The sequence below is a fragment of the Ochrobactrum sp. PL_is501 genome (genome assembly GCF_055816895.1).
The window spans coordinates 1-18,528 of record NZ_JBVPGR010000030.1 but is presented as its reverse complement, the minus strand read 5'-3'; the positions used below and the strand labels follow the sequence as shown (position 1 = coordinate 18,528).

The following is an 18,528-nucleotide window of genomic DNA, read 5'->3' as shown; positions in this document are numbered from 1 at the left end:
GGTTAAGGCAGTAGGGCAGTAAGGCAGTATGTTAAGGGAATAGGGGAGTAAGGGAGTAGGGGAATATGTTTTGATTGCGCATGACCGCGCCAACCATATCCTTCTCTGCCCTACTGCCCTACTGCCCTACTGCCCTACTGCCCTACTGCCCTACTGCCCTAGGTAATGACCGACGGCGCGTCACGCCCGCTGCGCTTTTTCACTTCCGCGATCTGTTCTGCCGCTTCGATGTAGGGAGCCAGCGTTTCCTGCGTGTCGAGATTGTGCTTCGCGGCATCCGCCTCATAGCGCTCGATATAGATGCGGATGGTTGCGCCGGACGTACCCGTGCCGGACAGGCGCAGCACCACGCGGCCACCTTCGGGGAAATAGATGCGGATGCCCTGATGTTCGCTCACCGAGCCGTCGACCGGGTCGCGATAGGCGAAGTCGTCGGCCTTCTCGATCGTGAGGCCGTTGACGGTCGTGCCGGGCAGGGCGGCAAGCTTGCCGCGCAGATCGGCAACAAGCTGCTTTGCGATATCCGAATCGACCGCTTCATAGTCGTGGCGGGTGTAATAGTTGCGCCCGAAGCGCGCCCAATGTTCCTCGACGATATCCTTCACGCTCTGCTTGCGCACCGCCAGGATATTGAGCCAGAGCAGCACGGCCCACAGGCCGTCCTTTTCGCGCACATGGTCGGAGCCGGTGCCGGAGCTTTCCTCGCCGCAGATCGTCACCTTGCCATTGTCGAGCAGATTGCCGAAGAACTTCCAGCCGGTCGGCGTTTCAAACATGCCGATGCCCAGCTTTTCCGCCACGCGGTCGGCGGCTGCACTTGTCGGCATGGAGCGCGCAATGCCCTTGATGCCGTCCTTGTAGCCCGGCGCCAGATGCGCATTGGCGGCAAGCATGGCAAGCGAATCGGATGGCGTGACGAAGATGCCGCGCCCGATGATGAGATTGCGGTCGCCGTCGCCATCGGAAGCCGCGCCGAAATCCGGCGCATTCTCGGACATCAGCAGATCGTAGAGGTCCTTGGCGTAAACGAGGTTCGGGTCCGGGTGATGACCGCCGAAATCCGGCAGCGGTACGAAATTGACCACGCTGCCCTCCGGCGCGCCAAGCCGCTTCTCGAAGATTTCCTTGGCATAAGGCCCGGTCACGGCATGCATCGCGTCGAACTTCATGCGGAACCCGCCCTTGATCATGGCGCGGATGGCATCGAAGTCGAACAGGCTTTCCATCAGTTCGGCATAGTCGGTGACGGGATCAAAAATGACGACCTCGGTATCGCCGATGCGGGTGGTGCCGATCCTGTCGATATCGACGTCCGCCACATCGGCAATTTTATATTGGTCGATCACTTTTGAGCGGGCGAAGATCGCCTCGGTGATCTTTTCCGGCGCAGGCCCGCCATTGCCGATATTGTACTTGATGCCGAAATCTTCATTCGGACCGCCGGGATTGTGGCTAGCCGAAAGCACCATGCCGCCGAAAGCCTTGTATTTGCGGATCATGTTGGAGGCGGCAGGCGTGGAAAGAATGCCGCCCTGACCCACCATGATGCGGCCAAAACCGTTGGCGGCGGCGATCTTGATGAGCTTCTGGATCACTTCGCGATTGTAATAGCGTCCGTCGCCGCCGACCACGAGCGTCTTGCCGGCAAAGCCTTCCAGCACATCGAAAACCGACTGGATGAAGTTTTCAGCATAGTTCTGCTGCTGGAACACCGGAACCTTCTTGCGCAGGCCCGAAGTGCCCGGCTGCTGGTCCTGGTATGGCGTGGTCGCGATTGTCGTTACGGTCATGTTTTTCCCGGTTGATTCAATCAGTTGGTACAATACACCTTGTCGGCATTTGCGGTCATTGCAAGACAACATAGGCAGTTTCAGGAAAAGTGCGAAGCGGTTTTCCGTGCGAAACTGCGTGGAAACAAACAGATAGAGCGGTTTTAAGACCGTTCTATATCAAACTTATTGATTGAAAATAACAAAGCGTGTGTTTGTCGCTCGCCATGCTACAAATTCCGTCATGACCGACAATGCTCGCCCCATCAATGGCCCGCGCGATCAGATGCGGCTGAAACGCGACGACGCTACCGGCCTCGAAGCCGTTGCCGCGCGCTTTCACAGCCACGCCTATGACATGCATTTCCATGACGAATGGCTCGTCGGCGTGACCCATGCGGGCGTGCAGGATTTTTTCTGCCGGGGCAGGCGGCGGCAAAGCACGCCGGGGCGGGTGATTCTCATCGAGCCCGGCGAACGCCATGACGGGCAGGCGGTCGCGGCGGACGGCTTTGCCTATAACATGCTCTATATGCCGCAATCGCTGATCCGCGATGCGATGGGCGGCAGTGATGCCCATATCGGCTTTCGCCAGACGCTGGCCGATGACGAAGAACTGTTCCGTGCGGTCGCCCGCGCCTGCGAGGCTATCTTCCTCGAAGCGCCGCGCCTGATGATCGAGGACAGCCGCGATCAGGTGACGAGCCATCTTTCTCGGCATCTTGGGCAGGACGCGGCAGAAAAAGGGGTGGCTCCGCATCCGGTCGCAGCACGCACGATGGAGTATCTGCGGGCGCGTTTCGACGAGGAATTCGGCCTCGATGAGCTGGCGGAAGCTGTGGGAGCCACCGACCGTTTCCAGCTTTCACGCGGGTTCCGGCGCGCATACGGCACCTCGCCCCATGCCTGTCTGGTGCAGTTGCGCCTTGCCGAAGCCCGTCGCCTGCTGCGCGAAAAAGTGCCGCCGGCGGAGGCCGCGGCACTCAGCGGCTTTGCCGACCAGAGCCATATGGGGCGCTGGTTCCGCCGCGCCTATGGCATGACGCCCGCTGCCTATCGCCGGGGGCGCACAAACGTTCCAGAAATTGCAGCCGCAAAGGGCTAGTTCTGTCCTCGAACAGAGGAAGAACCGATGATTTTCAATACCAAAGTAGCCATTCTTGTCCTGCACGATCTGCCTGTGTGGCAGAAGCTGAACGTGACCGCCTTCATCGCGACCGGCATATCCGGCGCTGTTCCGCACGCCATGGGCGACCCTTATGAGGATGCGGCAGGCCGCCGGCATGCGCCTCTGCTCGGCCAGCCGATGCTGATCTTCTCGGCCACGCCGGAGGTGCTGCAACGGGCTTGGCAGCAGTCGATCCAGCGCGATCTCATCCGTGCGCCCTATGTGCGCGCCATGTTCGATACCGGGCATGACGCCGCCAACCGTGCCGTGTTCAAGGCCGAAAATGCCGACGCGCCCGATCTGGTCGGCCTTGCGCTTTATGGTCCAAAGAAGGATATCGACAAGGCGATCAAGGGAGTGAGGCTACAATGACGAATTAGCTTGAGGTTCGGCGTGAGGGTATTTTCCTGCTGAACAGGAGAAGCGACCGCATGGAGTTGTTCCTCCATAAGGGAGTTTCGACGCATTCAGCGGGAAAATACACCACGTCGCTTCGCGATATGACGAAAATGCTCCATCTCTGCGTCGCGATACCTCGATGGGGGAATAACCCCATCTTCGGTTCCGCTCCTAAAGCTGAACCATTTTCGTCCATACCGAACCATAAGTTAATTCGTCATTGTAGCCTAACCTGCATCCTTGAACAGCACGCTCTGGTCGAACAGATAGCGGTTGGAAAGCGGCAGGCTTGCCGCGCCCATCGCCTTGGCATGGACGCCAACCTTGCCCTCGATGATCTCCGGCGCCCGCAGCCCCTGCAAGTCGAGGCATGAAAGCTCGACGCGGGTCGCTTCCACGATGCGGTGGCGCACATTGCCCGGCAGCCAGCCGTCGATGACGGCGGCGGGAAAGTCGATGACGGAGGCGGCGGCCACCGCAGCATGGGCCAGCCCGCGCGCGGCAAGCGCCACCCATTCGTCGAGCGGCGTGCCGAAATTGCGCCAGTTTTCCGGCGAAAGCCACAGATCATCGGACGGCAGGTTGCGCTCCTGCAACATGCGTTCGAGGACGAACAGCGAGGCCGTGTCGATAAGCTGCAAGGTCTCGCCGCGCTCCCACGTGCCGCGCATGCGCATCGGCATGGAGCCGAGCGCGCCCGCATTGCCGGTGCGTCCGGGATAGAGCGTGTTGTTCAGCACCACGCCGCCGCCGATGAACGAGCCGATGAAGAAATAGACGAAATCGGTGAATTCGGGTCCGCGGCCAAAGGTCAGTTCCGCGCCGCAAGCCGCCGTTCCGTCATTCTGGATGAACACCGGAAACGAGAATGCATGGGCGAAATCGCTGACCAGATCGGCGCCGAGCCAGGCATCCAGGTCTTCGGCTGGCGCGCCCACTTCCTCGACCCAGTTCCACAATTCGAAGGGCAGGGCGACGCCAAGCCCGGCGATGCGGTCGCGCTTGGCCGGTTCGAGCGCGGCAATGAAGGCGTTGACGCTATCAATGGTGAAGCTGCGGATTTCATCGGGCACCGGCCAGCGATAGGTGATGTGCCGCCGCTCGCGGATCGCCCCCAGAAAATCCATCAGGATGATTTCCGCGCTGCGCCGCCCGATCTTGAGGCCGAAGGAGAAAACCCCGTCGGCGGCAAGGCGCATCGGCATGGAAGGCTGGCCGACACGGCCGCGCACCCGTTCGCCCTGCGTGATGAGGCCGTCTTTTTCCAGCGCGCGGATGATGACGGAAACCGTCTGTGCCGAAAGCCCGGTCAAGCGGGCAATGTCGGCGCGGGCGAGCGCGCCGTGCCTGCGCACCAGCGCCAGAACAAGCCGCTCATTATAGGCGCGCACACCGATCTGGTTGGAACCGCGATTGACGCTCGCGCCCGGCCCGGCGAATTGCAGCATGGCGGGACCCGGAGTGCCTGAAAGCGTACCGGAAAGCGTGCCGGAAACTGTACCGGGAACTGTACCGGAAAGAGCGCCGGAAACTGTACCGGGAACGGTATCGGCTGATCCGCTGTCCGGCTCGCGTTCAACTTTATGCCTGACCATAGCCTCTCCCAGATTCCGGCCCATGGAGTGCAATCGGAATGCGGCCATGGCGTGCGCGGGAATTCCTAAACCAAACTTCGAAGGAGAAAAACCCCTATTGTGCCGTACATCAAATAAAAACAATCGCTTAAGATAGATCCGGGATGAAGTGACAGCCTGTCGCCTGCCTCCTCGATCCTCTCTCCTCTGCCTGTCAGAGTGACACAGCATATTAATAAATCAAGTGGATTTATTAATTGACTCTGTTTTAAAGCCGTGTTTTGCTTCACCCATGCCGGGGGAACAGGAACCGGTTTCAATCTGGGAGGAGTCCATGAAGAAGACAGTTCTGTCGGCAGCCTTTGCTGCCTTCGCGCTTGGCGCTGCCGCCATTCCATTGAGCGCGGCCAATGCCGCCGATGTCGGCGCGTGCCTCATCACCAAGACCGACACCAACCCGTTCTTCGTCAAGATGAAGGAAGGCGCCATCGCCAAGGCCAAGGAGCTGGGCGTCAATCTCAAGACCTATGCGGGCAAGATCGACGGCGATTCCGAAAGCCAGGTCGCGGCCATTGAAACCTGCATCGCCGATGGCGCCAAGGGTATTCTGATCACCGCTTCCGACACCAAGGGCATCGTGCCGTCGCTGCAAAAGGCGCGTGAGGCGGGCATGCTTATCATCGCGCTCGACACGCCGCTTGAGCCTGCCGATGCGGCGGACGCAACCTTTGCCACCGACAATTTCCTGGCTGGTGAGCTGGTCGGCAAATGGGCGGCGGCGACGCTTGGCGACAAGGCCAAGGACGCGCATGTGGCCTTCCTCAACCTCACCGCATCGCAACCAAGCGTCGACGTTCTGCGCGACCAGGGCTTTGCCACCGGCTTCGGCATCGATCCGAAGGACAAGACCAAGCTGGGCGACGAGGACGATCCGCGCATTGCCGGTCGCGACCTGACCGACGGCAATGAGGAAGGCGGACGCCGCGCGATGGAAAACCTTCTCCAGAAGGACCCGAACATCAATGTCGTCCACACCATCAACGAACCGGCTGCCGCCGGTGCCTATGAGGCGCTGAAGGCCGTGGGCCGCGAAAAGGACGTGCTGATCGTTTCCATCGATGGCGGCTGCCCCGGCGTGAAGAATGTCGAGGCTGGCGTGATCGGCGCGACCTCGCAGCAATATCCGTTGCAGATGGCCGCACTCGGCATCGAGGCGATCAAGAAGTTCGCCGACACCGGCGAAAAGCCGAAGCCGACCGAAGGCAAGGATTTTGTCGATACGGGCGTGTCGCTTGTCACCGACAAGCCGGTCGAAGGCGTTCCGTCCATCGACACCAAGACCGCGCTCGACAAGTGCTGGGGCTGATAGGCTCTTTGGGTTCAGGTCCGGCAGATCGCAAGATTTGCCGGTCCTTTCTGCGGGCAGGAGACAGAGATGAGTGAGCCACAGGCGGCTTCCGCTGCACAAAAACCGTCCATGCAGGACTATGAAAAGACGCTGTCGCAGAGCGCGGCGGAAGTTGCCTCCTTCGATGCGGGCGACCGGTCGCTGCTTTACCGGATACGCAGTTTCCTGCATCACAATCCCGCTGCCGTGCCGCTGATCGTGCTCGTCCTGTCGCTGCTGATCTTCGGCGTCACGTTGGGCGGCAAGTTCTTCTCCGCCTTCGCGCTGACGCTTATCTTGCAGCAGGTCGCCATCACCGGCATTGTCGCGGCGGCGCAGACGCTCGTGATCCTCACCGCCGGCATCGACCTTTCGGTCGGCGCCATCATGGTGCTGTCCTCGGTGGTGATGGGCCAGTTCACCTTCCGCTACGGACTTCCCGCCGAGCTTGCCGTTCTCTGCGGCTTTGCCACCGGCGCGCTCTGCGGCTTCATCAACGGCTTTCTGGTGGCCTATGTGCGCCTGCCGCCCTTCATCGTGACGCTCGGCATGTGGCAGGTGATCCTCGCCACCAACTTCCTTTATTCGGCCAATGAGACCATTCGCGCGCAGGAAATCACGGCCGAAGCGCCGATCCTGCAATTTTTCGGCGAGAGCATCCGCATCGGCGGCGCGGTCTTCACCTATGGCGTCATCGCCATGGTGCTTCTGGTCCTGCTGCTCTGGTATGTGCTGAACCACACCGCCTGGGGACGGCATGTCTATGCCATCGGCGACGATCCGGAAGCGGCGCAGCTTTCCGGCGTGTCGGTCAAGCCTATCCTCATGTCGGTCTATGTGCTGGCCGGTATCATCTGCGCGCTTGCAGGCTGGGCGATGATCGGCCGCCTTGGTTCTGTTTCACCCACGGCGGGCCAATTCGCCAATATCGAATCCATCACCGCCGTGGTGATCGGCGGCATATCGCTCTTTGGCGGGCGCGGCTCCATCCTTGGCACCATGTTCGGCGCGCTGATCGTCGGCGTGTTTTCGCTGGGCCTGCGCCTGTGGGGCACCGACCCGCAATGGACCTATCTCCTCATCGGCGTTCTCATCATTGCCGCCGTCGCCATCGACCAGTGGATCAGAAAGGCTGCCGCATGAAAACGAACACCACGCCTGTTCTGTCGGCCAAGGGGCTGGTCAAGCGCTACGGCCGCGTTACCGCACTCGATCATGCCGATTTCGACCTCTATCCCGGCGAAATCCTCGCGGTCATCGGCGACAATGGCGCGGGCAAGTCCTCGCTCATCAAGGCGCTGTCCGGCGCGATCAGGCCGGACGAGGGAGAAATCCTGCTCGACGGAAAGCCCGTCAGCTTCCATTCGCCGATGGAAGCGCGGCAGGCGGGCATCGAGACGGTCTACCAGAACCTTGCTCTTTCACCTGCGCTTTCCATCGCCGACAATCTGTTTCTGGGGCGCGAAATCCGCCGCAAGGGACCGCTCGGCTCGCTTTTCCGCATGCTGGATCGCGGCGCGATGGAAAAGATCGCGCGCGAAAAACTGTCCGAGCTTGGCCTGATGACCATCCAGAACATCGGCCAGGCGGTGGAAACCCTTTCGGGCGGCCAGCGTCAGGGCGTCGCGGTGGCGCGCGCCGCCGCCTTCGGCTCCAAGGTGGTCATCATGGACGAGCCGACGGCGGCGCTCGGCGTCAAGGAATCGCGCCGCGTGCTGGAGCTCATTCTGGACGTGAAGCGGCGCGGCATGCCCATCGTGCTCATTTCGCACAACATGCCGCATGTGTTCGAGGTCGCCGACCGCATCCATATTCACCGGCTCGGACGCCGCCTGACCGTCATCGACCCGAAGGAATATTCCATGTCGGACGCGGTCGCCCTGATGACCGGCGCGATGAGGCCGAAGGAAGCGGCTTGAGTTTCTGATAGGCTGACAGGACGAATCACGGAAACCGGACATGACGCCTATCGAGCGCGAAGCCCTGCCTTCGGAAATTCTTGCGCGACTGGCGCAAACCGGCGACCGCCTGATCGTGGCCATTGCAGGCCCGCCGGGAGCCGGAAAATCCACCCTGTCCGACTATCTGCTCCATGCCATCAACAAGGGCGGCGAAACGCCGTCCATCGTCGTGCCCATGGACGGGTTTCACCTCGATGACGCCATTCTCGACAAGCGCGGATTGCTGAGCCGCAAGGGCTCGCCGCCGACCTTCGACTGCGCCGGGTTCGCGGCGTTGCTGCAACGGCTGAAACAGGCGGATGGCGAAGTCTTCATCCCGGTTTTCGACCGCTCGCTGGAGCTTTCCCGCGCCGCCGCATCCGCGGTCGGCCCGGAGCATCGCGTGCTTCTGGTCGAAGGCAATTACCTGCTGCTCGACCGGGAGCCGTGGGCGCAGCTTGCGCCGTTTTTCGACATGACGGTCTATCTGGACGTGCCTTTCGACGAGCTGGAGCGCCGCCTGACCGATCGCTGGCTCAGCTTCGGCTTCGATGCCGAAACGGCCCGGAACCGCGCCCTTTCCAACGATATTCCCAATGCCGAACTGGTGGTGGCCCAGTCGCGCACGGCGGATTTTGTCGTTAGATAGGGAATTGCGCCTTTCAAGGGTTGCGGCGATGCGCCTGCGTCTGCATGATGGCAGAAATCGCTTCATCAGTTTCCGACCGGAATAGTTCCCCATGACGACTTATGTTTTCGCGCCGCCCCCGCAGCCTTTTCTGCCTGTGAAGGGAACGGATGCGCGCTTTCCCGTGCACCGCATCTATTGCGTGGGCCAGAACTACGCCGATCACGCCATCGAAATGGGCGGAGACCCGACCCGCAATCCGCCTTTCTTCTTCCAGAAGAACCCCGACAATCTGGTGATCGAAGGCGGCGATTTCCCCTATCCGCCGAAGACCGAGGACGTGCATCACGAGATCGAGCTGGTGGTGGCGCTGAAGGCTGGCGGCACCGACATTGCGCTCGAAAAGGCGCTGGACCATGTTTACGGCTATGCCGTCGGCATCGACATGACGCGCCGCGATTTGCAGGCGGTGGCCAAGAAGGCCGGTCGCCCATGGGAAGTGGCGAAGGCGTTCGAGAACTCCGCGCCCTGTTCGGCCATCGTGCCGGTGTCGGAAATCGGCCACCCGCAAAACGCCGCGATTTCGCTTTCCATCAATGGCGAGACGCGCCAGTCGGGCGACCTCAACCAGATGATCTGGAAAGTGGCGGAAACCATTGCCTACCTGTCGTCGCTCTTTGAGCTGCGCCCCGGCGATCTTATCTTTACGGGTACGCCTGCGGGCGTCGGCCCGGTGAAGCGCGGCGACCGTCTGGAAGGCAAGGTGGATGGCGTGGGGGAACTGTCCGTAACAGTCGTTTGAACAGCCGGAGGAGTATGAATGAGCATCTATCTTCCCGAGGACGTGCACGACGCTTTGGAGCGTTTCGTCGCTGAAAAACATCCCGGCCTGAACCAGACCGAGGCCGTGACGCTTATCCTGCGCAAATGGCTGGTGCGCGAGGGCTACCTCGCGGCGGAGCCGGAACACGGCACCCCGCCGGATGAACTGAACGCCACCAATGACGATTGAACAAGGCAGCAAGTGACTATGGCCAAACAGCCGCCGGAAGGAGCGGGCCGCAAGGCCGCGCTCGGGCGACGCCTTTTGATTCTGATGATTCTGGCAATTTTGCTCGTGATCGCGCTCGTCTGGACGAGCATTTATCTCTTCGATCCGAATGGCGGGCTGGACTTCGATGATCTTGCTATTTTTGCCTTGAATTTCAATGCAGTAGATATGGTGCTGCACCGCATCCTGTGAGTGCGTTAATATTTTTGTTACCATTTGAAATATTCATTTTGACCGCGCCCTGACGTTTAGCGCTTCCGTTTGCCGTCTTTTGCATGGTACATGATCCTCATCGACCGAAAGAATATTGACTGAAACGGGCGCTTTTCGACGCCTGTAAAGCCAAGAGGATCTGGATGGCATTCGAGGACATCAAGGCGGAAATTGCGCTGCTTTTCGAGCAAATGGTGAATCAGCCGCAAGACGCTCATGAAATCCGCGAAACGGTTCGCGAGAAGCTCAATGCGCTGCGCGCAAGCGGCTTGCCTCTGCCCGCCGATCTGGTCGAGCTTGAAAAACGCATCGAACAAGATTTCGATTCCTGAGAACGGGTCCGGTCATGCGTCTCCAGCTTTCTTCTTCCGCTGCTATGGTCCGCAAGGGCATTCTGCTTCTGGGTTGCGCCGTGGCGCTCAGCGCCTGCAACACCACCGATAATGGCAAGCCGGTGAAAACCGCGCTGATCACGCAGACCGATACATCCGGCAAGACCGTCGCCGCCGCAGGCAGCGCCGCTGGCGCCACGGCAGATGCGGCCGCAGGCACGGCGACAGCCGATGCGGGCGCTGCTGCTGCCGCCGGAACGCAGACCGTCGCGGCTGTGACCGATCCTTCCGATCCGGTGCTGCCCGCCGTCGTTCCCATCCCCGGCATTCGCGGCCAGTCTGAACCGATGATGGCCTATGCAGGCGCACAGGCCGCAGCTTCGCCTGCTTCCGTTGCCGCCAATATGGCTTTCGAGACGCCGGACAGCGCGCCCAAGAATCTGGACTCGCTCATCACCAAATATTCCGTCGCCTATGATGTGCCCGAGCGTCTGGTGCGCCGGGTCGTGCACCGCGAAAGCCGGTTCAATCCGGGCGCGCGCAACGGGCCCTATTGGGGCCTGATGCAGATCAGCCATCCCACCGCGCGCGGCATGGGCTATACGGGCGCGCCCAAGGGCCTGCTCGATGCGGAAACCAACCTGAAATATGCGGTTCGTTATCTGTCCGGCGCCTACAAGGTGGCGGGCGGCGACGAGAGCCAGGCGGTCCGCTATTATGCGCGCGGCTATTATTACGACGCCAAGCGCAAGGGATTGCTGCAGGAAACCGGCCTTGACGGCAGCTGGAAGCGCAGCGGCCCGACCCGTGAGGCAGCCGCTTCCATCGAACCCGCTTCCTTGCCGGAAGGTGCCGCCGCACCGCTTCCGGGCGTGTCACCCATCCAGGCTTCCTACACGCCAGCGCAGTAAACCTGCTTGAACGAACTGTCATCTTGACGCTGCAATGTAATGGCAGTTTCCTGTTGAGAGCGCATCCCGAAAAGTGTGAAACGGTTTTCGGAAAAGATGCGTGTTAAAACAAAGGACCAGAGCGCCGATCTGATTCAATCAGATCAAAACGCGCTCTGGAACCGACGACAGGGAAATTTCATGAATGTAAGACTGCCGCACCCCATCAAGTGGAAATATGACCGGGCCGAATTGTGGGCCGATGGCATCATCCATGTTCTGGGTGTGGGGCTGGCGCTTGGCGGTGCCATTGCCATGCTGGTCTATTTCCTGCCGAACATGCCGGCAGCGACCTCGATTTCATCCGGCGTCTACCTCGCGAGCCTTCTGGCGGCGCTCGGAATTTCGGCTGTCTACAATATCTGGCCGGTTTCCCCGACCAAATGGTTTTTGCGCCGTTTCGACCATTCGGCGATCTACCTCCTGATTGCCGGAACCTACACGCCTTTTGCCATGCATATGGGCGACCGCGCGCTGCCGCTGCTGCTGTTCGTGTGGGGCGTGGCTTTCGTCGGCATCACATTGAAACTGTTCATGCCGGGGCGTTTCGACCGGCTGTCGATCCTGCTTTATCTGGCGCTCGGCTGGAGCGGCGTCATGGTCTATGACACCATGGTGCAGTCGCTGCCGCCTGCGGTCTTCTGGCTGATTGCGGCCGGTGGCATGGTCTATTCGCTGGGCGTGATCTTCCATGTATGGGAGCGGCTGCGGTTCCAGAACGCCATCTGGCATGGCTTTGTCGTGGTTGGCGCAGCGCTGCATTATTGTGCGGTGTTTTTTGTCGGCGCATGGAACTGAATCCTAATGGAAGTCGCGTGAGTTCGGCATGATTTTTACATTTCGCGGATGATGCGCCATCTGCGACGGCGCGACGAGGCGCTGGGCTTCGCGTCCGCTCATTTCGATCAAGGCCGCCGAACGGTCCTGCAATTTTGCCGCCACCAGATGCACCACCCCTTCCGGGCTGCGCTGGATGCGCCCTTCGATATGGATCAGCCGCGCGCCCATCACTTCGCGGCGAAAGGCCTTCATGATCTTCGGCCAGACGACAATATTGGCGATGCCGGTTTCATCCTCGATGGTGAGGAACACCACGCCCTTGGCGCTGCCGGGGCGCTGGCGCACGGTGACGACACCCGCCACCTTCATGCGGCGTCCGTCCGCACCTTCCTGCACGGCACGGCAGGTGGAAACGCCTTCCGCTGCCAGCCCCTCGCGCAGATATTGCAGCGGATGCCCTTTCAGCGAAAGCCGCGTGGTCTCGTAATCGGCAATCACATGCTCGGATGCCGCCATTTCAGGCAGTTTCGCGCGCGGCTCCTCCGCCAGTTCGCTGGTCGCGGCGGCGCGGAACAGCGGCAGCGTCTCGTCATTGGGCAGGCGGCGCACGGCCCAGAGTGCTGCGCGGCGGTCGATATCGAGCGAGCCGAAAGCATCGGCATCGGCCAGAAGCGTGAAGGCGCGCCGGTCGAGCCGCAGCCGCCGATGCATGTCCTCGATGGTGCGGTAAGGCTCTTGCCGATCGGCAATCAGAAGCTCGGCGTCCCGCTTGGCAAAGCCGTCGATCTGGCGAAAGCCGAGCCGCAGCGCCGGTCGGATATCGAGCGTATCCTCCAGAATATTGTCCCAGTGACTGAAGTTCACATCGACGGGCAGCACCGTCACGCCATGGTCGCGGGCATCGCGCACGATCTGGGCGGGCGCGTAAAAACCCATGGGCTGGGAGTTGAGGAGGGCAGCGGCGAACACTTCCGGGTGATGACACTTGATCCAGGCGGAAATATAGACCAGATGCGCGAAGCTGGCCGCATGGCTTTCAGGAAAGCCATATTCGCCGAACCCCTTGATCTGGTTGAAGCAATTTTCGGCAAAGGTCCGCTCATAGCCGCGCCTGACCATGCCTTCGATCATCTTTGTCTCCATCGTATGGATGGTGCCCATCTTGCGGAAGGTAGCCATGGCGCGGCGCAGCTGGTTGGCTTCCTCGGGCGTGAATTTTGCAGCCTCCATGGCAATACGCATGGCCTGTTCCTGAAACAGCGGCACGCCTTTGGTCTTGCCGAGAATCTGCTGCAATTCGTCCGGCGGGCCGTGCTCCGGCGAAGGCGAGGGCAGGGTGGAGGGTTCCTGTCCGCTTCGCCGCCTGAGATAAGGATGCACCATGTCGCCCTGAATGGGACCGGGGCGCACGATGGCGACCTCGATGACGAGATCGTAGAACTCCTGTGGGCGCAGGCGCGGCAGCATGTTCATCTGGGCGCGGCTTTCCACCTGAAACACGCCGAGCGAATCGCCCGTGCACAGCATGTCGTAGACGCGCTTGTCTTCGCGCGGCAGATTGGCCAGCGTTAGCTTTTCACCCCCATAAAGCTGCGGCTTGTGCTGGTGAATGAGGTCGAAAGCCTTGCGGATGCAGGTGAGCATGCCGAGCGACAGCACATCGACCTTCATCAGTCCCACCTCGTCGATATCGTCCTTGTCCCATTCGATGAAGGAGCGGTCCTTCATCGCCGCCGGGCCGATGGGCACGGTTTCGTCCAGCCGGTCGCGGGTGAGCACGAAGCCGCCGACATGCTGCGACAGGTGGCGCGGAAAGCCGATCAGCGTGATGGCGAGTTCCACCGCGCGCCGGATGATCGGGTTGTCGGGATCGAGACCCGCCTGCCTGATATGCTGCTTGTCGATGCCGCCGCCCGATATGCCCCACACCGTATTGGCGAGCGCCGCCGTCACGTCCTCGGTCAGCCCCAGAGCCTTGCCGACGTCGCGAATGGCGCTGCGCGAGCGATAGCTGATGACGGTCGCGACAATGGCCGCGCGGTCCCTTGAGTAGCGATCATAGACATATTGCATCACCTGTTCGCGGCGCTCATGCTCGAAATCGACGTCGATATCCGGCGGTTCCTGGCGCTCAGCGGAGATGAAACGCTCGAACAGGAGATCTACTTCCGTCGGGTTCACGCCGGTAATGCCGAGGCAGAAGCAGACAACGGAATTGGCCGCCGAACCGCGCCCCTGGCACAGAATGTTCTCTTTGCGGGCATAGTTCACAATGTCATAGACGGTGAGGAAATAGGGCTCGTATTGAAGCTGGGCGATCAGCGCCAGTTCCTTGTTGATCAGCGCCTGCACCTTCTCCGGAATCGTGTCCGCGCCGTAATGGCGCGCCGCCCCTTCCCAGGTGAGATCATGGAGGTGCTGGCGTGCTGTCTTGCCGGGCGGGATGGGTTCATCGGGATAGGCATATTTCAGCTCATCGAGCCGGAAGGTGATGGGCGCGGCGAAATCAGCGGTCGCCGCGATGGCTTCAGGATAATCGCGAAACAACCGCAGCATTTCCTTCGGCGGCTTCAGGTGGCGCTCGGCATTCTTTTCCAGAAGCCGCCCGGCATCGAAAACGGTCGTGTGGTGGCGCGTGGCTGTCAGCACGTCCTGAAGCGGGCGGCGGTCCGGGTGATGATAGAGCACGTCATTGGTGGCGATAAGCGGCACATTGGCTGCGGCTGCGAAACGGGCGGTGCGTTCCGCGCGGCGTCCGTCCTGCCCCTGATGCGGCAGGGCGAGCGCCAGCCAGACCGAGCCGGGGGCGGCCTTGGCGATATCCGCCAGCCGCGTGGCAAAGTCTGGCTGGTCTTCCTCGGGAGGAAAAACCGCGATCTGGAATTGCCGCGCGCGAAACAGGAGGTCGCCCCATTCGAGGTGGCATTCGCCCTTGATGGCGGCGCGGGTCTTGCCCTCGCTCAGCAGGCGGCACAATTGGCCATAGGCGGCGCGGTCACGCGGATAGACGACCATCTCCGGCGTGCCGTCGATGAAGGACAGGCGGCAGCCGATGAACAGCCGGAAATCGCTCTTGTCGCGAAATTCCTTCCATTCCGCATGGGCGCGCACCACACCGGCCAGCGTGTTGCGGTCGGCAATGCCGATGCCGGACAGGCCAAGCTCATGCGCGCGTTCTACCAGTTCCTGCGGGTGCGAAGCACCGCAAAGGAAGGAGAAATTGCTGGCGGCAGCCATTTCAAAATAAGGAACCATCACGCAAACAACCCATGCAGAAACCAGCGCGGATGATTGGCGCCGTCAAAAAGCCCCTCGCGAAAAATCCAGAAGCGCTGGCCGTTTTCGTCCTCCACCCGGTAATAATCGCGCAGTTCCGGCACGTCCTGCCCGATTGCGCGCCACCATTCCGGCTCGATCCGCTCCGGCCCTTCGGCAAGGCGCACCTGATGGCGCACCCGCCGCCACAGGAAGAACGAGGGCGGGCTGTCAGGCACTTCCGCCACGCTGTCGATCGGCTGCGGCGGGCGAAACAGTTTTATGGGACGCGCGGGCGGATCGCCCGGCAGTTCCGCCTGGCTGCGATATCCGGCTTCGGTTTTCCGCGATCGATGCAGGGCAGGGACAAGGCCGAATGCGCGCTCCGGCATATGGGTGTCGCGTGCAAAGGAAACGAGAACCCGGTCCTGTCCAAGCCGCGCCGAGAGCCGGTCGACAAGCTGGCTGAAACCGGCTTCATCCTCTTCATGCTGGTCAAGTCCGGTCTGGCGATGGGCTATCGCGCCGCTGCGCAGTGCGGCCAGCCGGATCATATCGAAGCCGAACCCGGCGTCGAGTGGGTCGGTCAAGGCGTTGAGCCTTTCGCGCGCAAGACGCAGGAAAACCCTGTCGTCGCGCAGCGGCTGGCCGGTTTCGACATGGACATGGCGCACCTCGCCATCGACCCGGAAGAAGGAAGCTTCGACCAGAAGCGCCCCTTTGCCTTCTATTTCCAGCCTTGTGAACAGTTCCTGCGCCAGTTCCAGCAAGATATGCTCCACCAGCTCCATTCCCGTCACCGGCTCCGACAGGCGGCGCTCGGCGATACTGAGCGGCATGATGCGCAAGGGGGAAATCGGCGCGCGCTCCTGCCGCGCCAGCCGGTCGAGCTTTGTGGCAAGATCGGTGCCGAAACGGGCGGTGAGAGCGGCGCGCGGAAGCCCCATCACATCGCCGATCCGTTTCAGCCCGGCGCGCTTGAGGCCGGTTTCCGCCGCTTGCGTCAGTTCAAGCGCGGAAAGCGGCAGGCGGGGAAGGTAGCGGTCGGCCTCCGCCTTGCTGAACACGCCGCCCTTCGTTCCCCGCGCCAGAAGCCGCGCGGCAAAACTGTTGTCGGCAATCGCCGCCTGCACTTTCAGCCCGGCGCGTTCAATGCGGCGGATGGCGTCGGCGCGCATGGCGGCAAGCCCGCCGAACAGATGCGCGCAGCCGGTTATATCGAGCATCAGGCCATGCGGCTCATCCAGGGCGACGAGCGGCGTATAGCGCTCGCACCAATGGGCAAGGCGCTTGAGCAATGCCGCGTCGTGTTGCGGCGCGGCGGTCGCCACGTCCAGCCTTTCCACGCGGGCGCGCGCATCGGTCAGCGCCATGCCGGGGAAAAGGCCGAGCCTTGCCGCCGCCGCATCCACCGCCGTCAGGCGCAATGCATTGGCCGTGCGCTCGGTCACCACCAGGGGCAGGCGCTCCCTGCCGTCATGCGGAACGGCGCGGCGAAGCCGGTCGGTCGGCAGAAACGGAAACCACAGGGCGAGAAACAAGCGTTCTGCCGTCCCGTTCTCTTGTGCCAAATTCAAGGGTTTCATTGTTCCATTCCATGATCCATTGCCCGCATGTGCCGTGGCGGTTGCGCTCCAGCACGGCGGAAAAGGCCGGTTTTCCCGGCGCGTTCGCTCCGCTGGAGCACGATGGCGCGGGCGCCACCCGCCAGCGGCTGACGGCAGCACTTTGCACCGCCGTCCGGTGGCTCCTGAGCAGGATGACCGGCAGTTGCGCGGTCTCGCTCGCCAGAAGCAGGCGGCGCGATGCGGTGAGGTCGAGACATTTCGGCTGGCCGGTCACCGAGGCGACGACGCCGGAAACCAGATGCGAGGCCTTGCCGCCGCTGCCTGCCTCCAGCGCATCGTTCGCCGCCTTCAGCACATCCTGCGCGCTGGGGCAGCGCACGATCAGAAGCCGCGACGGATCGATCCCGAAGGCGTGAAGCCCCGGCGGATAAAGCCCGCCATATTCGCTCGCCGCACTTTCCTCCTCGATCCAGATGATAGGCCTGCCATCCTGCGTCGCCCGCAGCACCAGCGCCAGCGCAAAGCCGGTCGCAGCCATATGCGCGCCCGGATTTTCGGCAAAAACCTCATGCAGCGCATCGCCCGCCAGACCATGCGGAAAGGCGGCATCGGCCCCGGCAAGGCCAAGCGTGAAACTACGTGCGCGACCGAAGCCTGCTTCCGTCCCGCTTCCTGTCCTGCTTTCTGTTCTGCGGGCAAAACTGCCTTGCGGATCATTGCCTGCAATGGCCGTAACCATGCGCCGCAACGCCGCGATGTCGATGCCGCTCACGTTCGTTTCCTGTCAAATTGTTCTCTATTTGTTCTAGTATTGAATCGAGCGAGGCAAGAGTCAAGCGGGATCAGCCGCGCGCATGTGTGGACAGAAAAATTCCCCTGAAGAAGCGCTTCCCGAAAAGTGTGAAACGGTTTTCGGGAGGCGCGTAAAAACGAATGGATAGAGCCGTTCCAACGATTCCGTTAAAACAGGAACCGTTCTGGAATGGGGGAATACGCTCCGGCGGCTTCAGGGGGCTTCCCGGAAAGGCACGCCTGCCAATTGCGCCAGATGGCCGGGAAGGTCGGTGCCAGCGCCAGCCGCATTGATCGTGTCGAAATAATCATGCCAGCCGGTGGCGGTGATTCCGGCAATCAGCATGTCGAGGGCCGCTTCGTCCGGGAAGCGCCAGATGGCGAAGAAATTCTGATCGGGCGCAAAAGGCTTTGTCGCGTCGACGGGTCCCAATGCCAAAGCCTCGATACCAAGCGCTGCAAGTCCGCCCATGCCCGCGCCGACTTTCTCAAAGAAGGCCTGCCTGCCTTCAGCATCGAGTGCGTGCCAGCCAGCTTTCGGGGAATAAAGCTCGGCGAGGTAATAGGTCATGTCATATCCCTTAGGCTGTAGTGACGAATTAACTTACGGTTCGGCGTTGGTGTATTTTTCTGCTGAACAGGAGAAACGACCGCATGGAGTTGTTCCTCCATAAGGGAGTTTCGACGCATTCAGAGGGAAAATACACCACGTCGCTTCGCGA

General features: G+C 61.5%; 18 protein-coding genes and 2 pseudogenes. 12 read left to right on the top strand and 8 right to left on the bottom strand.

Features of this window, described 5'->3' with window-relative positions; all coding sequences use genetic code 11:
- Window positions 1-158: 158 nt before the first annotated feature.
- Window positions 159-1,790, bottom strand: a complete 1,632-nt coding sequence (locus tag AC0TOF_RS05075; RefSeq protein ID WP_473767423.1) for an alpha-D-glucose phosphate-specific phosphoglucomutase — start codon at window positions 1,788-1,790, stop codon at window positions 159-161.
- A 223-nt stretch (window positions 1,791-2,013) separates the two neighbouring features.
- Between AC0TOF_RS05075 and AC0TOF_RS05070 the strand changes: the two genes are divergently transcribed.
- A complete protein-coding gene (locus tag AC0TOF_RS05070; RefSeq protein ID WP_473767422.1) occupies window positions 2,014-2,874 on the top strand; it encodes an AraC family transcriptional regulator in 861 nt (286 codons plus the stop codon).
- A gap of 27 nt (window positions 2,875-2,901) precedes the next feature.
- Window positions 2,902-3,309: a DUF2000 family protein gene (locus tag AC0TOF_RS05065; protein ID WP_473767421.1), complete on the top strand. Its 408-nt coding sequence runs from the start codon at window positions 2,902-2,904 to the stop codon at window positions 3,307-3,309.
- Here AC0TOF_RS05065 and AC0TOF_RS05060 read toward each other — a convergent pair.
- Both AC0TOF_RS05060 and AC0TOF_RS05055 read right to left on the bottom strand, forming a co-directional pair.
- Window positions 3,297-3,404 (bottom strand): annotated as a pseudogene (locus AC0TOF_RS05060) (PaaI family thioesterase); the annotation flags it as partial. The gene AC0TOF_RS05065 and the pseudogene AC0TOF_RS05060 overlap by 13 nt on opposite strands.
- A 159-nt stretch (window positions 3,405-3,563) precedes the next feature.
- Window positions 3,564-4,931, bottom strand: a complete 1,368-nt coding sequence (locus tag AC0TOF_RS05055) for an ROK family transcriptional regulator (RefSeq protein WP_473767420.1) — start codon at window positions 4,929-4,931, stop codon at window positions 3,564-3,566.
- 313 nt (window positions 4,932-5,244) lie between these two features.
- Here AC0TOF_RS05055 and AC0TOF_RS05050 point away from each other — a divergent pair, with 313 nt between their 5' ends.
- From AC0TOF_RS05050 to trhA, 10 genes are all read left to right on the top strand, one after another.
- Complete coding sequence (locus AC0TOF_RS05050; RefSeq protein WP_473767419.1) at window positions 5,245-6,276, top strand: substrate-binding domain-containing protein; 1,032 nt, start codon at window positions 5,245-5,247, stop codon at window positions 6,274-6,276.
- Between the two features lie 69 nt (window positions 6,277-6,345).
- Window positions 6,346-7,440 (top strand): ABC transporter permease, encoded by a 1,095-nt coding sequence (locus AC0TOF_RS05045; protein ID WP_122002979.1) that lies wholly within the window; start codon window positions 6,346-6,348, stop codon window positions 7,438-7,440.
- Window positions 7,437-8,216 (top strand): ATP-binding cassette domain-containing protein, encoded by a 780-nt coding sequence (locus tag AC0TOF_RS05040; protein WP_122002980.1) that lies wholly within the window; start codon window positions 7,437-7,439, stop codon window positions 8,214-8,216. The genes AC0TOF_RS05045 and AC0TOF_RS05040 overlap by 4 nt, the downstream gene beginning before the upstream one ends.
- A gap of 40 nt (window positions 8,217-8,256) precedes the next feature.
- Complete coding sequence (locus AC0TOF_RS05035; protein WP_473767418.1) at window positions 8,257-8,886, top strand: nucleoside/nucleotide kinase family protein; 630 nt, start codon at window positions 8,257-8,259, stop codon at window positions 8,884-8,886.
- A 91-nt stretch (window positions 8,887-8,977) separates the two neighbouring features.
- Window positions 8,978-9,667, top strand: coding sequence for a fumarylacetoacetate hydrolase family protein (locus AC0TOF_RS05030; RefSeq protein ID WP_473767417.1), 690 nt, complete (start codon window positions 8,978-8,980; stop codon window positions 9,665-9,667).
- Between the two features lie 18 nt (window positions 9,668-9,685).
- Entirely contained in the window at window positions 9,686-9,877 is a 192-nt protein-coding gene (locus tag AC0TOF_RS05025; RefSeq protein WP_121981378.1) for a ribbon-helix-helix domain-containing protein, read from the top strand.
- Window positions 9,878-9,895: 18 nt separating this feature from the next.
- Window positions 9,896-10,108: a hypothetical protein gene (locus tag AC0TOF_RS05020; protein WP_122002983.1), complete on the top strand. Its 213-nt coding sequence runs from the start codon at window positions 9,896-9,898 to the stop codon at window positions 10,106-10,108.
- Window positions 10,109-10,272: 164 nt separating this feature from the next.
- The gene (locus AC0TOF_RS05015) at window positions 10,273-10,461 is read left to right on the top strand and encodes a hypothetical protein (RefSeq protein WP_006472952.1); all 189 of its coding nucleotides are present in this window, start codon (window positions 10,273-10,275) and stop codon (window positions 10,459-10,461) included.
- Between the two features lie 14 nt (window positions 10,462-10,475).
- Window positions 10,476-11,372 (top strand): transglycosylase SLT domain-containing protein, encoded by an 897-nt coding sequence (locus tag AC0TOF_RS05010; protein ID WP_473767416.1) that lies wholly within the window; start codon window positions 10,476-10,478, stop codon window positions 11,370-11,372.
- A gap of 180 nt (window positions 11,373-11,552) precedes the next feature.
- A complete protein-coding gene (gene trhA / locus AC0TOF_RS05005; protein WP_473767415.1) occupies window positions 11,553-12,209 on the top strand; it encodes a PAQR family membrane homeostasis protein TrhA in 657 nt (218 codons plus the stop codon).
- Window positions 12,210-12,212: 3 nt separating this feature from the next.
- Here trhA and AC0TOF_RS05000 read toward each other — a convergent pair whose 3' ends face one another.
- The 5 genes and pseudogenes from AC0TOF_RS05000 to AC0TOF_RS04980 all read right to left on the bottom strand — a co-directional run.
- The gene (locus AC0TOF_RS05000; RefSeq protein WP_473767508.1) at window positions 12,213-15,446 is read right to left on the bottom strand and encodes an error-prone DNA polymerase; all 3,234 of its coding nucleotides are present in this window, start codon (window positions 15,444-15,446) and stop codon (window positions 12,213-12,215) included.
- On the bottom strand, window positions 15,446-16,897 hold the full coding sequence (locus tag AC0TOF_RS04995) for a Y-family DNA polymerase (RefSeq protein WP_473767507.1): 1,452 nt from the start codon (window positions 16,895-16,897) through the stop codon (window positions 15,446-15,448). The genes AC0TOF_RS05000 and AC0TOF_RS04995 overlap by 1 nt, the downstream gene beginning before the upstream one ends.
- 25 nt (window positions 16,898-16,922) lie before the next feature.
- Window positions 16,923-17,786: an ImuA family protein gene (locus AC0TOF_RS04990; RefSeq protein WP_473767414.1), complete on the bottom strand. Its 864-nt coding sequence runs from the start codon at window positions 17,784-17,786 to the stop codon at window positions 16,923-16,925.
- A gap of 234 nt (window positions 17,787-18,020) precedes the next feature.
- Window positions 18,021-18,377 carry a DUF6616 family protein gene (locus tag AC0TOF_RS04985; protein ID WP_473767413.1) on the bottom strand — a complete coding sequence of 119 codons (357 nt, stop codon included), beginning with the start codon at window positions 18,375-18,377 and terminating at the stop codon, window positions 18,021-18,023.
- Window positions 18,378-18,388: 11 nt separating this feature from the next.
- Window positions 18,389-18,496, bottom strand: a pseudogene (locus AC0TOF_RS04980) (PaaI family thioesterase); the annotation flags it as partial.
- Between the last annotated feature and the right edge of the window lie 32 nt (window positions 18,497-18,528).

What these genes read in the sequence shown, in the direction of transcription:
- AC0TOF_RS05075 (WP_473767423.1), bottom strand. Translation starts at nt 1,790, where the DNA reads ATGACCGTAACGACAATCGCGACCACGCCATACCAGGACCAGCAGCCG.
- AC0TOF_RS05015 (WP_006472952.1), top strand. Translation starts at nt 10,273, where the DNA reads ATGGCATTCGAGGACATCAAGGCGGAAATTGCGCTGCTTTTCGAGCAA.
- trhA (WP_473767415.1), top strand. Translation starts at nt 11,553, where the DNA reads ATGAATGTAAGACTGCCGCACCCCATCAAGTGGAAATATGACCGGGCC.
- AC0TOF_RS05000 (WP_473767508.1), bottom strand. Translation starts at nt 15,446, where the DNA reads ATGGTTCCTTATTTTGAAATGGCTGCCGCCAGCAATTTCTCCTTCCTT.
- AC0TOF_RS05055 (WP_473767420.1), bottom strand. Translation starts at nt 4,931, where the DNA reads ATGGTCAGGCATAAAGTTGAACGCGAGCCGGACAGCGGATCAGCCGAT.
- AC0TOF_RS05030 (WP_473767417.1), top strand. Translation starts at nt 8,978, where the DNA reads ATGACGACTTATGTTTTCGCGCCGCCCCCGCAGCCTTTTCTGCCTGTG.
- AC0TOF_RS05045 (WP_122002979.1), top strand. Translation starts at nt 6,346, where the DNA reads ATGAGTGAGCCACAGGCGGCTTCCGCTGCACAAAAACCGTCCATGCAG.
- AC0TOF_RS05025 (WP_121981378.1), top strand. Translation starts at nt 9,686, where the DNA reads ATGAGCATCTATCTTCCCGAGGACGTGCACGACGCTTTGGAGCGTTTC.
- AC0TOF_RS05035 (WP_473767418.1), top strand. Translation starts at nt 8,257, where the DNA reads ATGACGCCTATCGAGCGCGAAGCCCTGCCTTCGGAAATTCTTGCGCGA.
- AC0TOF_RS05040 (WP_122002980.1), top strand. Translation starts at nt 7,437, where the DNA reads ATGAAAACGAACACCACGCCTGTTCTGTCGGCCAAGGGGCTGGTCAAG.
- AC0TOF_RS05050 (WP_473767419.1), top strand. Translation starts at nt 5,245, where the DNA reads ATGAAGAAGACAGTTCTGTCGGCAGCCTTTGCTGCCTTCGCGCTTGGC.
- AC0TOF_RS04985 (WP_473767413.1), bottom strand. Translation starts at nt 18,377, where the DNA reads ATGACCTATTACCTCGCCGAGCTTTATTCCCCGAAAGCTGGCTGGCAC.
- AC0TOF_RS05065 (WP_473767421.1), top strand. Translation starts at nt 2,902, where the DNA reads ATGATTTTCAATACCAAAGTAGCCATTCTTGTCCTGCACGATCTGCCT.
- AC0TOF_RS05070 (WP_473767422.1), top strand. Translation starts at nt 2,014, where the DNA reads ATGACCGACAATGCTCGCCCCATCAATGGCCCGCGCGATCAGATGCGG.
- AC0TOF_RS05020 (WP_122002983.1), top strand. Translation starts at nt 9,896, where the DNA reads ATGGCCAAACAGCCGCCGGAAGGAGCGGGCCGCAAGGCCGCGCTCGGG.
- AC0TOF_RS05010 (WP_473767416.1), top strand. Translation starts at nt 10,476, where the DNA reads ATGCGTCTCCAGCTTTCTTCTTCCGCTGCTATGGTCCGCAAGGGCATT.